Below are 15,565 nucleotides of genomic sequence, written 5' to 3'. Positions count from 1 at the left end.
GGTGTGAGCCTATGGCTGCAAAGTACCAGCTTATCACGGAGCTGTACCGCCGCACGGGTAGGGACGTCACGAGAAACCCGCAGGCATGGCAGGGCTTTTTATCCTCTGCCTGCCGCAATTACAAGTGCCGCTTTGACGAGCAGCTCTTAATCTATGCCCAACGCCCAGACGCTGTCGCAGTTGCCGAGATTGGCACTTGGAACAGGCTCTTTAAGCGTTGGGTAAATAAGGACAGCAAGGGCATAGCGGTCTTTGACCCGAAAGGACGCAGGAACACGCTGAAATATTATTTTGACGTTTCCGACACCCATGAGGGCTATTATGGCAGCCGACCCGTCCCAATATGGCGGATGGATAAGCGGTACGAGCAGCCCGTCATGGAACGGCTTGCGGACAGGTTCGGCGGCACGGAGGGCGGCGACCTTGCCAATTTCCTAATGCAGACAGCGGAGAACGCCGTGGAGGATAATTTACCCGATTATCTTTCACAGCTTAAGGATTGTACGAAAGACAGCTTTTTAGAGGAACTGGACGACTATAATATAGAAGTGATTTACAAACGCCTTGCCGCAAACAGTGTCGCTTATATGCTTTTGAGCCGCTGCGGTCTGGATGCGGACGGATATTTTGAGCGTGAGGATTTTGCTGACATCACAAATTTCAACACGCCCGCCACCTTAAACGCCATCGGCATTGCCACGAGCGACATTTCCGAGATGGCGTTAAGGGAAATCTCTGCGGCAGTCCGAAATGTGCAAATCGAAGCTAGAGGTCAGAACCGCACATTTGCAAGGGACACTATAAGCCAGTATGATAAAGGCAGGAAACAACCCGAAAGGAGCGAATACAATGGGCGAAATCACTTACACGAAACAGGCGGATTACCTTATTCCCGACCTAACATTACCGACAGAGCCAGAGCTTCCGCTTGGCAGGTACGCTTTGATGCACAGGGATTATCTGGAAAACCACAAGAGGGTGACGTATCTCAACCTGCTGACGTCGGGCAGGCTGAACGGACACCTTTACCAGACCGAGCAGACGGCATTGCAGAGGTTGGAGCTTCTGACGAAGCAGTTAGCCAAAGAGCAGGGAGTGACGGAGGAGCTGAAAGAGAAAGCCCCGATGCAGTGGCTCGGCATGATGAACAATATCCGCAGCCAAGCGGAGGAAGCCATCTTGAGCGAACTGATTTACAATTAGAAAAACCAGAGCCGCAATCGGACGGCGGCGAGCAGGAAGAAAAAGCAGCCGCGGAACAGACCGCAGAGCCAGAGGAACGGACGGAAAATGAAAAAGGCAGCGTTGCCAATGAGGAAGAAGTTGCCGCCAATCTCCCGACCGTGGACGAACAGATTGAAATGATAGCTGAAGCAGAGGACGAAAAATCCTCTGCTTTTTCCGTTTCACAGGAGGACATTGATGCCGTCCTTGTAAAAGGAAGCGGCTACGCAGATGGTAAATACCGTATCTACCGCCAGTTCCAAAAACAGGAAGATAAAAAGAGCAATATTGAATTTCTTAAAAAAGAATATGGTGTCAGCGGCGGCACTCCCGTTACTTTTTCAAACGGGGCAAAAGGTTATGCATGGCATGACAGTAAAGGCATCTCCATTGACCGTGACGGCATTTCCAACGAACACGACCTTGTGCTTAGTTGGGCAAAAATAGAAAAACGCCTGCGTGAGCTGATAAAGGATAACCGCTATTTCAATCCCAAAGAGAAAGACCATTATGCCGATTATCTGGAAAGCGTGTCTGCCCCACAGTATGAAATCGACACCCAGAGGAAACTGGCAAGGCAGCGTTTTATTGAGGAAAAAAGGGAACTGCCCCCTGCGGACAAGCGGGACACGCTCGCTTTGCGGCTCTCTGATTTTATCCGTGACTTGGACGGCTATGAAAAATCATTGCTTGAAAATGTGGGGCGTGGCGACCTTGCCGATGTGACCGAGGGGCGGATGGAACAGCTTTTCTCCGAGCCTGCAACCGTGCAGCAGCTCCTTGAGTTCCTTAAACTGGTGCAGGGCAAGACAAGCGATGTTTACAGCCGCAGCAATGCGTGGCGTTTTTCACAGGAGCTTACGGAGCTGTACCCTCTCCACTACCTCTACCATGAGGGCGATGTGGTTTATATTGGTGCGGATAAATATGAGGTCATCGCCTTTGATGAAAATGCCGTGTCATTGCGAAATACGGAGTTCCCATTGTTTGGCAAGGAGTTCAGCCGAGCCGATTTTGAAGAAAAGCTCCGTGAAAACCCTGCTAACGACCATTTAAAGACGGTCATCACCGAAAGGCAGAAAACGGAAACGCCTGTCGAGGGAAAGCCCGACAGCATCACATTTTCCATCGGGTTCTCCGAGCATCCCGCCTTTTATGACAGGGAGCTGAACGACCGATTTACGGATTTGAGTTTCGCCCTGGGAAATAAGCTGCTTGGCGTTCTGGACGAAAAGCAGCATCGGGAAAGGGAGAATGAGGATAACCATGTCGGCTGGTATCATAAGACCGATTTTGAAATCCATGCAGTCATCGGCGGCGAGGAATTTAACTATGAGGGGAGGTTTGACATCGGCGATGGCGAGGGGGATTTAATCGCCCATATCCGAAATTTCTATGAATATTCCCTCTCCCTTGCCTGCCCGTTTATCCCAGAATGGAAACGGCAGGGGGAAGATTACTACCGAAAGAAAATGGAATCCCTGCGTCTGGGGCATGACGTGTTCATCCCATTCTTGGAGCGGAACACCGAGCTGACCCCAGAGGACGAGAAGCGGTTTGACGAGATAATGGCTACCGGGGATGACTGGTTTCACAGGACAAAAGAGCCTGCCGAGGAAGAACTTCTGAAACAGGCGATAAGCTGTATTGACGCATATTGTGATATGGAATTTGGGTTTGACGCAGAAGCGGACTATACGGATTTGTCCAATGTCAAGATTGCCTTTAAGACTACCGAGGATGGCTTGCACGGGATACAGGCATCCGTCAACCTCTTGCAGAGCCGTATGGAAACGTATGTGGACGGCGTTCTTGCAAAATATACGCAGTACAGCGACCTTGCCGACCTTATCGAGAACGCACTTTCCAATCTGTATTACCACGATTTAGTGTCCTTGACAGAGGAACAGCTTGAGCCATTCTATCGGGAGGGAAGCATAAAGGCGGCTGAAAAACCAAGCCAAGACCTTACTTCTGATAGCCCAGAGCAAGTGCCGCATTACACGGTAGAGCAGACTTCCGATGCCTTTGCCGACCCATTTATCATACGGGATAACACTGTCCCAGAGGATAGTGCTGACAGGTATTATGATGTTGGCGGTGTCTATCAGACGTTTGAAACTGAGGAGGAAGCACAGGAATATGCTAATGCTCTGAACCATGCGGAACGTGAGGAAAAGCAGGGGTTAAAGCCTGTCCCGTCTGGAACAGATGAAAAGCAGGATAATTCCGACCTTATCGGCAAGGAGCTTATGATTGACAACCGCCGCTATGTAATAGAAAGCGTCGGTAAAATCAGCGGCGACGTTTCCATGCGTGACGTCACATTTCAGGACAACGTGGGCTTCCCGATAAACCGTGTGGAGAAAGTCGGCTATGTCCGCAGGCTCTTGGAGCAGGCAGAAAAAGAACCACAGCCCGAAGAAAAAACAGAGTCTCCCACAGAGCCGACCACGGAAACCGTGGCGGAATATCCCGCCGTGGAGAACGGGCTTCCTTATGACATTGTGGTGGAGAAGATACGCTTTGACGAGCCAGAGCATGGGAAACCGAGGGAAACACCCGTTACGGCGAAACCGCCCGCCCCTGCCCTCTCCACTGACCGCCGCAACTACCGCATTGCCAACGATGCGTTAGGCGTTGGCGGTGCAAAAGAAAAGTTCCGAAACAATATGGCAGCAATCCGACTTCTCCACGACCTTCAGATAGAAAACCGACTTGCCACGCCCGAAGAACAGGAAACCCTTGCAAAGTATGTGGGGTGGGGCGGTCTGTCAATGGCGTTTGACAGCAATAATGCGGCATGGGCAAATGAATATAAGGAACTGAAAGCCGCACTCTCCGACGAGGAATACCATGCAGCTATGGAATCCACGCTGACCGCTTTTTATACGCCGCCCGTCGTTATCAAGGCGATGTATGAAGCACTTGACCGTCTGGGATTTTCACAGGGGAATATTTTAGAGCCGTCCTGCGGCACGGGCAATTTTTTAGGATTGCTGCCCGACAGCATGGAAAAATCAAAGCTGCACGGCATTGAGATTGACCCAATATCTGGCAGGATTGCGAAGCAGCTCTACCAGAAAGCCAGCATCGCCATTGAGGGGTTTGAGGACACGAAGCTCCCAGACAACCATTTTGACGTGGTGCTTGGCAACATCCCGTTCGGGGAGTTCAAAGTCAACGACAGCCGCTATAATGCCCAGAAGTTTTTAATCCATGATTATTTTATCGCAAAGGCTCTGGACAAGGTGCGGGCAGGCGGCGTTGTGATGTTCATCACCTCTAAGGGGACGATGGACAAGGCAAGCCCAGAAGTGCGGAAATATATCGCACACAGAGCCGAACTTTTAGGGGCTGTCCGTCTGCCAGACAACACGTTTCGGGCAAACGCAGGCACGGAGGTCACGAGCGACATCCTTATCCTGCAAAAGCGTGACAGCGTAATTGACATTGATCCAGAGTGGGTACACCTTGATACAGATGAAAACGGCATCACAATGAACAGCTATTTTGTCCAGAATCCAGAGATGATTTTGGGCGAGATGAAGATGGAAAGCACAAGGTTCGGCATGGACAGTGCCTGCAAAGCCTATCCCGATATGCCGCTTGCGGGGCTTCTCCATGAAGCCATGCAGCAGATAAGCGGGGAAATCCCAGAGCAGGAGGATGAGATTGACCGAATCTCTGACGGGCAGGAGAAATCCATCCCCGCCGACCCGAACGTGCGGAATTTCTCTTTTGCCCTTGTGGACGGCAGGGTTTACTTCCGAGAGAATAACACCATGACCCCTGCAAAGGCGTCCATGACCGCAGAGAACCGCATTAAGGGATTGTTGGAAATCCGTGATTGTGTGAGAAAGCTCATCCAGTACCAGACCGACGATTACCCAGAGGAAATGATACAGACCGAGCAGAAAAATCTGAACCGCTTATACGATGCGTTTACAAAAAAATACGGTCTGATTAACAGCAGGGGGAACTACCTTGCTTTTGCGGCAGACGAAAGCTACTTCCTGTTATGCTCTTTGGAAGTGCTTGACGATGAGGGGAAATTCAAACGCAAGGCGGATATGTTCACGAAACGGACGATAAAACCCCACCGTGAAGTGACCTTTGTGGAAACCGCCAGCGAAGCCCTTGCCCTTTCCATCGGGGAGAAAGCCCGTGTTGATTTAGAATATATGGCACGGCTCACAGGCAGGACGCAGGAGGAAATCATAAAGGATTTGCAGGGCGTTATCTTCAAAATGCCATCTTCCGAGCCTGCAAGGTATGTGACCGCAGACGAGTATTTATCGGGCAACGTGCGGGAAAAACTGAAAATCGCAGGGATAGCGGCAAAAGCAGACCCAGAGCTTGCAGCCAACGTATCAGCTTTGGAAAAAGTCATCCCAAAGGATTTGCCTGCAAGTGAAATCTCCGTCCGTCTGGGGACGACGTGGATACCGCAGGAGGATATACAGCAGTTCATGGTGGAGCTTTTAACGCCGTCAAGCCATGCAATGGGCAGGCTGCAAGTACGCTATACGCCGCATAGCGGCGACTGGTTCATTGAGAATAAGAGTTCTGACGTGGGGAATGTCAAGGCGGACAGCACTTATGGAACGAAACGGGCGAGCGCCTACCGCATCATGGAGGACACCTTGAATCTCCGTGACACCCGCATTTTTGACTATGTTTATGATGAACACCACAATAAAAAAGCGGTGCTGAACCATAAGGAAACCACGGCGGCGCAGGCAAAGCAGGAGGTGATAAAGCAGGCGTTTGGGGACTGGGTTTGGAAAGACCCAGAGCGGAGGAACAGGCTTGTACGCTGCTACAATGACACGTTTAACAGCATCAGACCCCGTGAATATGACGGGAGCCACATCACGTTCGGCGGCATCAGCCCAGAGATTAAATTAAGACCGCATCAAGTGAACGCCATCGCCCATATCCTTTACGGCGGCAACACGCTCCTTGCCCATAAAGTAGGGGCGGGCAAGACCTTTGAGATGGTCGCCGCCGCACAGGAGAGCAGGCGGCTGGGGCTATGCCAGAAATCCATGTTTGTCGTGCCGAACCACCTTGTCGGGCAGTGGGCATCGGAGTACCTGCGGCTCTATCCGAGTGCTAATATCCTTGTGACGACCAAGCGGGATTTTGAAACGGGAAACCGCAAAAAATTCTGCGGCAGGATTGCGACGGGGGCTTACGATGCGGTGATTATCGGTCACTCGCAGTTCGAGAAAATCCCCATTAGTGAGGAACGCCAGAGGGAACAGCTCATGCGTCAGCTTGACGATATAGAGCGTGGCATTGACGACGTGCAGGCATCCCACGGGGAGCAGTTCACGGTCAAGCAGCTCATGAAAACAAGGAAAGCTATCAAGGCAAAGCTCGACAAACTCAATGACACCAAGCGGAAAGACAGCGTGATAAACTTCGAGGAATTGGGCATTGACAGGCTCTTTATAGATGAGAGCCATTTTTACAAGAACCTTTACCTTTACACCAAGATGCGGAATGTGGGCGGCATCGCCCAGACCGAAGCCCAGAAGTCAAGCGATTTGTTTATGAAGTGCCGCTATCTGGATGAAATCACGGGCAACCGTGGCGTGATTTTTGCAACGGGGACGCCCATCAGTAACTCGATGGTCGAGATGTATTCCGTGCAGCGGTACTTGCAGTACGACACCCTTGTAAGGAATGGGTTGCAGCATTTTGACAGTTGGGCTTCCACATTTGGCGAAACGGTTACGGCTCTGGAGCTTTCCCCAGAGGGGACGAACTACCGAGCCAAGACGAGGTTTGCCAAGTTCTATAACCTGCCAGAGCTTATGCAGATGTTCCGTGAGGTGGCGGACATCCAGACCGCCGATATGTTAAAGCTGCCCGTGCCAAAGGTCAATTACCACAACATCAAGACAAAGCCGAGCCAAATCCAGACGGAAATGGTGGCGGGACTTGCGAAACGGGCAGAGAAAATCCGTGCAAGACTGGTAAAACCACAAACAGATAATATGTTGAAAGTGACAAACGATGGGAGGAAACTGGCACTCGACCAGAGATTGATTGACCCGATGCTGCCAGACGACCCGAACAGCAAAGTCAACGCCTGCGTGGACAATGTGTACCGCATCTGGGAGGGACACGTCGACACAAAGGCGGCACAGCTCGTCTTTTGTGATTTATCGACACCGACCAATAAAAAGATAATAGAAACGCAGGAAGTCAGTGAAAATGTTTTTGCAATGCTGCCCGACCAGTTTGATAATGTCTATGATGACATGAGGAAGAAACTCATACAGCGTGGAATCCCTGCGGAACAGGTTCGTTTTATCCATGAAGCGACTACCGACGCACAGAAAAAAGAAATGTTTGCAAAGGTTAGAAGCGGTGAAGTGCGTGTGCTGTTCGGCTCTACCCAGAAAATGGGTGCAGGCACGAACTGTCAAGACAGGCTCATTGCGATTCATAATCTGGATTGCCCGTGGAAGCCATCATGCTTAGAGCAACGGCAGGGTAGAATTGAAAGGCAGGGCAATATGTTCCCAGAGGTGGAAGTCTACCGCTATGTGACGGAACAGACCTTTGATGCCTACCTCTTTCAGTTGGTGGAGGGAAAGCAGAAATTTATTTCCCAGATAATGACGAGCAAAAGCCCCGTCCGTTCTGCCGAGGATGTGGACGAAGTGGCTCTTTCTTTTGCGGAGGTGAAAATGCTTGCCACAGGCGACGAGCGTTTCAAGGAAAAAATGGATTTGGATATGCAGGTGGCGAAGCTGAAAGTCTTGAAGCAGAGCTATCTTTCCGAGCATTACGACCTTGAGGACAGGATATTAAAGCACTATCCGCAGGAGATTAAAGACTACGAGGAACGCATTATAGGCTATGGGAATGATGCCAAGATTGCCAGTCAGCATAAGCCGCAGGGCGAGGATAAGTTCTGCCCGATGACCTTAAACGGCGTGACCTACAAAGAAAAGGCGGATGCAGGCGAGATGCTCTTAGCTATCTGCAGGGAAAATCCAATGTCACAGACGATAGAAATCGGCAGCTACCGTGGCTTTCAGATGGAGGTTTTCTATGATACCGTCAATGCACACTATTGTTTAAACCTCTGCGGAATGAGGAAATATAAGGTGGATTTAGGCATGGACGCTCTGGGCAACCTCACCAGAATTGAGAATGAGATTGCCAAGTTCCCTGCAAGACTGGAAGCCGCCAAGACGAGAAAGGAGGAAACCATTGCACAGCTTGAAACTGCAAAAGAGGAAGTAAAGAAGCCGTTTGCCTTTGAAAATGAGCTGAAAGAAAAGACAGAAAGGCTCAACGCCCTCAATATCGAACTGAATCTGAATGAAAAGGACAATGCTGTGATTGACGATGAGCCAGAGCAGAGCGATGAGCCGGCAGAGAAAAAAAGTGGGGACAGGGAGCGGTAAATCCAGTTTGCACATTTGTACTGCTGTTTTTGGGGTATTATAATAAAGGACGATTAGAAAAAATCGGAGGTGAGGAAGAATGTCTGATACGTTCAGATTTGAAACTTTTGTAGATGTTCATGACAATGTTTTTAATGAATACCTCGGCTCTGTCGTGGCAAAGCTGTCCAGAGAAAACGAGGAATACCGTGCCGTGAGAGCCGAGATTGAGAGCCTTTATGGGAAATATCCGAAAGTCTTGGGCGTGTTTGATACGGAAACATCGGCGGAACTGACCGAGGAAGAATGTGCAGCATTGATTGAGGTAATGGAGCTTAGAAACAAACTTACGGATATGGAGATGCAGTCGGTTTACTTCCGTGGCTGTTATGACAGTGTGGGGTATCTGAAAAAGGCAGGGATTTTATAGCGGACTGACCGAGAAAAAGGCGGTGTTGGCATGAGTGCTGATGCCGTCTTTTCATGGTTATTATATTTATATGAGGTAGAAAATAATGACTTTTTGTGATATGATTGCAATAAAAAAGAGAGAGAGCTATGAAAAGAAGAATAGTATTAACAATAAAAGAATTAAAAATTCAAATTATACTGCTAATTATATCAATCTTTTTGATTTGTAAATTTTCGTCTGCACCACTTTTATTTAAATGGATGGCATTTTTTCTTAGACCACAAGAAGAAACAATGGCTTTTGAGCTTTTCCGCATTATGGAAAGTCTTAGCTTGGCGTATATTGCATCTTTAATATTTTATTTGGTAGTAGATTTTGTGCCTAAGAAGAAAGCAGAAGAAAAGGCATTTGAGTTGCTTAAACCGCACCTTGTTTCGCTTTTTATGTGGATGAATGAGATTAATAGTTATTTTAAGTGTGTAATGAATGTTACAGACTTTTCGACCGTATCGCAAGAGAAAATAGAGGAAATTGATGATTTCTATTTCACAAATGAAAGCAAATTTTTTATAGAAATTTCTTATAGAAATGGTATAAGTAATCGTTCGGATATGGCGGTTTTTCATGGAGCTAAAGAAATTAGAAATAGTGGTAAATCAATTCTAAAAGTTTATAAAGATATGGATGCGATTTCTGCAACAGTGGTACAAGCATCATCTGAACTTATTGAGTTGTTAAGCAAAATAAGAAGTTCAAGTTTTCTAAATCAAATAATACAAAATTTTAAAGATAAGGAAGAAAGTTTGGATGGGGAAGAAATTATCTGTCGTTATTGGAATTTTTATAGGGATATAGCGGAATTTTCATCTCTGGAAATGCAATTAGCACAATACGATTTTGATAAAATAACTGTTGAATACAAGGAGGCTACACAAAAAGAAATTAAAGAATGGATTGAGATGCAGATTAAAATGCGAAAGGAACATCCAGAAATAGAAAAATATTTAAAGATGATAAATTCAAATAGATAACATATAACAATTTTACATAGCCGAGAGGTTTTCACAACGAAAATCCCTCGGCTTATTTTATTTTCAAGGAGGTGTGTGATTGGATTACCAAGAGTACAGGCAGTCCCTTAATCAAAAACTGGCTGAAAGAGTAGAGCGTGAGCTTGCCGATTTCCGTGAGGACATCCTAAGCAAAAGCCCGCAGGAGATTTACGATGCTGCATATCAGATTATCTTGAAGAATGATATTGCAGAGTGCTTTTCAGATGCAGATTATTCCCCACAGGCGGCAAAAGCCCTTATGAAATCCCCGAATCTTTTGCAGGATATTTATGAGGAATGGATTGAGAGGGAGGATTCCCACATGGACGAATTACGCCAGACCGTTGCTGATTTTAAGTCGTATATGGTTAAGACGGAAAAGATTCTGTCTGGGAAAGAAAGGTGATTGCCTATTGAGAAGCAGTAGACCCTATGTGCAGATTGACCCAGACGTGCTTGAGAGGGCAAGGCAGATAGACCTGCTTTCCTATCTTCGAGCCTACGAGCCGAGCAACCTTGTCAAGGTCAAAGGCACAACAAACGTGTACTGTACCGCCGAACATGACAGCCTAAAGATTTCCAACGGCAAATGGTACTGGTGGTCGAGGGGCTTCGGCGGCTATTCCGCCCTTGATTATCTGATGAAAGTTAAGGAATACGGCTTTGTGGAAGCCGTGGAAATCCTCACGGGGCAGACGATGGCGGACTGGAAGCCGCCGCCCCCTGCCATGAAGAAAGACGAGCCAAAGGTGCTGCTCCTGCCGCCGAAGAACAAAATTGCGACAGGGTGACCGAGTATCTTTTTGAGCGTGGCATTGACTACCAGATTATCCAAGAGTGCATTGCCGAGGGGATTATTTTCGAGAGTGCCGACTACCACAACGCCGTTTTTATCGGAAAAGATGAAAGCGGGACGCCAAAGTATGCCGCCTGCCGTGGCACAATGGGGAGCTTCAAGCGTGACGCATCGGGCAGCGACAAGCGGTATTCGTTTCGGCTTCTGGCGGAAAGCCCGTGTGCTTCGGTGCATTTATTTGAAGCTGCCATTGATTTACTCTCCTATGCCACCTATTTAAAATGCGAGGGCAGGGATTATAAGGCAGAGAATCTTCTCTCACTGTCGGGCGTGTACCAGCCGAAGAAAGAGCTGAAAGACAGCAAAATCCCCGTTGCCCTCACGACTTTTTTAAAATCAAACCCACAAATTAAAACAATATTTCTGCATCTGGATAAGGACAAAGCAGGTCGGCTATGTACCGCAGCTTTGAAAGAATTATTGCAGAAAGACTACCGAATCGTTGATGAACCGCCGCCAGTCGGCAAAGACTTCAACGATTTTTTAATGTCTTATCTGGGGATTGCAAGGCAGAAACCGAGCCGTGAAAGGAGGGATGCCCGTTGACTGCGTGAGGATTTTTCTGTTGGAAACAACCGTAACTATCACAAAATTTCAGACCGAAAGGGAGGAAAGAACGATTGAAAAACTATGAAGCGACCCTTGTCGCCCACTATGCAAAGACCGTTTCCATCTATGCCGACAGCCCCGAACAGGCGGCGGAGAAGTTAAAGACCGTCCTGTTTGACACCGACCTTGTGAGGTTTTCCGACGGGGATTTTGTCTGCGGAGAAGCCGAGATTAACGACCCTATGGAGGACGCAGGGGAAGAAAGCGAATCCGAGGGAGAGGATTTTGAGGACGGCTGTTGTTCGGAATGTCCGTGCTTCAGAATGGTATGTAAAGGATGCTGTCAAGAGGGTGGGGATTAAAGACACGTCTTACCAAGCACTGAATTTGGTTATCCATCTGCCGATGGAAACAAAATTCGCTTGTTAGGGGAAAGCTCCCCTAATACCCTATAAAAAGAATAATGCCAAAGTATGCCGCATTGCCGTATACGGCACGGCGGTCACAGAAAGGAATCCAAGAATGAGTAATTTCTTATATTTTATCCTCGGCACAACGCTCGGAGGGATGTGTGGCGTTTCTTGTATGTGCGTGTTGCAGATTAGCAGGCTGTCTGAGGGAAAGGGGGATGCCAATGCGGAAACGGAATGTGCAGATACTGTTCCGACTGACCGAGGAAGAAGCTGAATACCTCTGCTCCCTTGCAGAGAGGGCGGGGCGTTCCAGACAAGCCCTGCTCCAGTCGATGGTCATGGGCTATCGGCTCTGCGAGAAGCCAGACCCAGAGTTTTATAAAATCATGCGGGAGCTGTCCGCAATCGGCAACCGCATCAACCAGCTTGCGGCAAAGGCGAATGCCCTGAACTTTGTGGACACACCGATGCTCTATGATGAAGCCAAGCGGTGGCGGGACTTCCGTCTGGACGTGGGCAGATGCTACCTTGTTCCGAGGAAGATGTCTGGCTGATGGCGGTCTGTGAAATCTGGGACGTAAAGGGCAGGCTCGACCACCCCATCGACTATGCCGAGAATCCAGAAAAGACCGCCAACCCCAAATATACGGATGCGGACTTGCAGGCGATGGGCGATGTGATGAAGTACGCCACCAACGGCGACAAGACCGAGCGGCAGTTTTTTGTCACGGGCGTAAATTGTGACCCTGCCACGGCAAGGGACGAGATGATGATAGCCAAAGCACAATGGAACGACCAGAGCGAGATTGTCTGCTACCACGGCTTCCAGAGCTTTAAGGCAGGCGAGGTCACGCCAGAGCAGGCACATGAGGTCGGCGTGAAGCTGGCGGAGAAGATGTGGGGCGGCAGATTTCAAGTGATTGTGGCGACCCATCTGAATACGGAGTGCCTGCATAACCATTTTGTTGTCAACTCTGTTTCCTATGTGGACGGCAAGCATTATCACGATAACAAAAAGAACCTGCGGCTGCTCCGTCAGCGTTCGGATGAATTGTGCCGTGAGTATTCCCTATCAGTCATTGAACACCCAAGCGGCAGGAAGAAGCCTTATGTTTTATACCAAGCCGAGAAGAACGGTCTGCCTACAAGGGACAGCGTGGCACGGCAGGCGGTGGACGAAGCAATCTCAAAATCATTTACGCTGAAAGACTTTGACCGTCAGTTAGCGGAAATGGGATACTGTATCAATTTTGACCCTAACAGAAAATACTGGACGATAATCGGCAAGGGATGGCAAAGACCGAAGCGGCTCTACAAGCTCGGCGATGATTACACCAATGAGCGGATAACGGAACGCATACGGGAAAACTCCTATGCAGTCAAGTTCCAGAGCTTTTCCAAAGAGCAGCCACAGGTCAGAGTGATAAAGGTAAAAGGCACATTAAAAGCCACAAAGAAAATCGGCGGCTTGCGAGGGCTGTATCTCCATTACTGTTACAAGCTCGGCATCCTGCCAAAGAAGAAACAACAGAACTATGCAAGGCTTCATTATCTTCTGAAAGACGACTTGATGAAGATGGACGCCATCACAAACGAAGCAAGGCTGCTCTGCCGCTGCCATATAGATACGGCGGAGCAGCTTTTGTCGTATAAAGACTCTCTGGAATCCGAGATGCAGGAGCTGACCGAACAGCGTAAGGGGCTTTACTCCCAATCCCGAAAATCAGTCGGGGAAGAAAAAGAAGCGGTCAAGGCTCGATTGTCGGAAATCACAGAGCGGATGGAAACCTTGCGAAAGGAGGTCAGATTGTGCGATGGTGTCCTTGCCCGAAGCGATACCCTCAAGGAGAAGTTACAGACCATACGGGCAGATGAAAAAGAACAGAAAGGAAAGGAGCTGATGAAGCATGAACACAGGCGGCGAAGCGGCAGAGCAAATCGTAAGGATGAGCTTGGAGGGATTTGAGGTCGCAGCCAAAATCACGGGGGCAGGTGCGAAGAATATCGCCATCCTCTTATATTCCATCTTAAAAGAAGAACAGAAAACCAAAGGAAAGGTAAGGCTCACAAATATGCTCCGCTCTGGAAAGGAGCTGAAAGTCTTTACCGTAAAGAGCGGCGACTTGAAGAAGTTTACGCAGGAAGCAAAGAAATACGGCGTACTCTACTGTGTTTTGGCAGACCGTAAGAACAAAGACCCCAATGCGGAGGTGGATGTGATTGCCCGTGCGGAGGACGCATCGAAAATCAGCCGTATTGTGGAGCGGTTCAGCCTTGCGTTGGTGGACACCGCTTCTATCGTGACCGAAGCGGAGAAATCGAAAGGGGAAAAGAGCAAGCCGAAAGATGCCAAGACCGCAAGGGAAAAAGATGCAGGGGTAAAGGACGGTCAGCCAGAGCCAGACGTCGGCGTGCAGGAAAAAGCGGAGAAAGACAGGCTCATGGATGCTTTGATGGGAAAGCCGCTCCAAAAGGAGGAAAATGCCCCAAACCCCTCATTGGCAAAGACAGAAAAATCCCCTCTGTCCGAGCCTACCTTAAAGCAGCAAAGGAAGCCCGCAGAGGGGGCTACTATGACTAAGGCAGAAAAGCCGTCAGTCAGGGAAGAACTGCGGAAGATAAAGGAGGGAAGAAAGGAGCAGGAAGCGGACGTTTCCCTTGCAAAAGAAAAATCTTCCGACAGGGCGAAGAAACCGCCCGCAGGAAAGACGGAGCATAAGCAGCCCCAGAAGCGGAAACGGAAACCAAAATCGAAAGGAGCAAGATAAGCATGAGCATCTATGATGTATTCAGCGGCAGCAGCAGAGTCTTTAACAAAGAGGAATGGGCTGCCCAAAAGCAGGAGCAGCGGAAAGAAGCCTACGAGCTGATAGATAATGCCTGCTCGGAAATGATGGTAAATGGCGACAGCTTCCGTCAGTATCTTGACGTGCAGGGGCATTTTGACCGCTACTCCGTCAACAATGCAATCTTAGTTTCGGCACAGATGCCCGAAGCGACACAGTTAAAAGATTATGGGAGTTGGAAACAGAGCCGTGTCTATGTGGATAAGGACGCACAGAAAGTCACCATCCTTGAGCCAGGGAAAGAATACCAGCGGGAGGACGGCTCAAAGGCGGTCGGCTACAATGCAAAAGTAGTATATGACGTTTCCCAGACTTCGGCAAAGGACAGGCAGCAGCCGCAGGAAGCTAAAACCATGCGGGAGCTTGTATCGGCGATGATTGATGCAAGCCCCGTTTCCTTTGTGCCAATGGACGACCTTGAGCTGCCTGCGTTCTATGACAGCTCACAGCAGACCATCTTCATCAAGACGGGACTTTCCGAGGAGCAGCTTTTTGTCAGCATGGCAAAGGAAGTGTCGGCGGCGGTCTTTGACTGTAAGCATAAGGAAAGCCGTGATGATTCCGATTTCAAATCATTCTGCGTCGCCTATATGGTAAGCTCCCGTTACGGCGTGGACACAAAGGGATTTCATTTTGACAAGCTCCCGAAAGAATTTGAGGGCATGGAAACGCAGGCGTTCAAGGGCGAGCTTGGCTCGATGCGTGACGTCCTCGGAGAAATCCAGTCGGATATGTATAAGAGCCTTGAGAAGAACAAGCCGCCCAAATCCAAAGGGCAGGAACGCTAATCGGAGGTGCAGC

At 48.9% G+C, this 15,565-nt stretch carries 10 protein-coding genes and 1 pseudogene; all 11 read left to right on the top strand.

The annotated features are described in order from the left end of the window. The first annotated feature begins 11 nt into the window (after nucleotides 1-11). The 11 genes and pseudogenes from EBB54_RS20520 to EBB54_RS20470 all read left to right on the top strand — a co-directional run bounded on the left by EBB54_RS20520 (nucleotide 12) and on the right by EBB54_RS20470 (nucleotide 15,552). Nucleotides 12-8,657 (top strand): LPD25 domain-containing protein, encoded by an 8,646-nt coding sequence (locus EBB54_RS20520; protein WP_125128777.1) that lies wholly within the window; start codon nucleotides 12-14, stop codon nucleotides 8,655-8,657. Between the two features lie 79 nt (nucleotides 8,658-8,736). Continuing rightward, complete coding sequence (locus EBB54_RS20515) at nucleotides 8,737-9,066, top strand: DUF6664 family protein (protein ID WP_125128776.1); 330 nt, start codon at nucleotides 8,737-8,739, stop codon at nucleotides 9,064-9,066. 128 nt (nucleotides 9,067-9,194) lie between these two features. Continuing rightward, a complete protein-coding gene (locus EBB54_RS20510; protein ID WP_125128775.1) occupies nucleotides 9,195-10,079 on the top strand; it encodes a hypothetical protein in 885 nt (294 codons plus the stop codon). A 79-nt stretch (nucleotides 10,080-10,158) separates the two neighbouring features. Then, on the top strand, nucleotides 10,159-10,506 hold the full coding sequence (locus EBB54_RS20505) for a DUF3848 domain-containing protein (RefSeq protein WP_125128774.1): 348 nt from the start codon (nucleotides 10,159-10,161) through the stop codon (nucleotides 10,504-10,506). A 7-nt stretch (nucleotides 10,507-10,513) separates the two neighbouring features. Beyond that, nucleotides 10,514-11,502, top strand: a pseudogene (locus EBB54_RS32295) (DUF3991 domain-containing protein). 74 nt (nucleotides 11,503-11,576) lie between these two features. Beyond that, nucleotides 11,577-11,867 (top strand): hypothetical protein, encoded by a 291-nt coding sequence (locus tag EBB54_RS20495; RefSeq protein ID WP_125128773.1) that lies wholly within the window; start codon nucleotides 11,577-11,579, stop codon nucleotides 11,865-11,867. Between the two features lie 160 nt (nucleotides 11,868-12,027). Beyond that, entirely contained in the window at nucleotides 12,028-12,192 is a 165-nt protein-coding gene (locus EBB54_RS31655) for a DUF3789 domain-containing protein (RefSeq protein WP_125128772.1), read from the top strand. After that, nucleotides 12,140-12,472: a plasmid mobilization protein gene (locus EBB54_RS20485; RefSeq protein WP_125128771.1), complete on the top strand. Its 333-nt coding sequence runs from the start codon at nucleotides 12,140-12,142 to the stop codon at nucleotides 12,470-12,472. Before EBB54_RS31655 ends, EBB54_RS20485 begins: the two co-directional genes overlap by 53 nt. Continuing rightward, the gene (locus EBB54_RS20480) at nucleotides 12,472-13,884 is read left to right on the top strand and encodes a relaxase/mobilization nuclease domain-containing protein (RefSeq protein ID WP_125128770.1); all 1,413 of its coding nucleotides are present in this window, start codon (nucleotides 12,472-12,474) and stop codon (nucleotides 13,882-13,884) included. The genes EBB54_RS20485 and EBB54_RS20480 overlap by 1 nt, the downstream gene beginning before the upstream one ends. Continuing rightward, on the top strand, nucleotides 13,826-14,686 hold the full coding sequence (locus EBB54_RS20475) for a PcfB family protein (protein WP_125128769.1): 861 nt from the start codon (nucleotides 13,826-13,828) through the stop codon (nucleotides 14,684-14,686). The genes EBB54_RS20480 and EBB54_RS20475 overlap by 59 nt, the downstream gene beginning before the upstream one ends. Nucleotides 14,687-14,688: 2 nt before the next feature. Then, nucleotides 14,689-15,552, top strand: coding sequence for a hypothetical protein (locus EBB54_RS20470; RefSeq protein WP_125128768.1), 864 nt, complete (start codon nucleotides 14,689-14,691; stop codon nucleotides 15,550-15,552). Nucleotides 15,553-15,565 lie beyond the last annotated feature (13 nt).

The organism is Schaedlerella arabinosiphila (genome assembly GCF_003885045.1).
In the GTDB taxonomy this organism is placed as follows: Bacteria; Bacillota; Clostridia; order Lachnospirales; family Lachnospiraceae; genus Schaedlerella; species Schaedlerella arabinosiphila.
The sequence above is the reverse complement of the archived record's forward strand: the minus strand, read 5'-3'. Positions and strand labels throughout refer to the sequence as shown.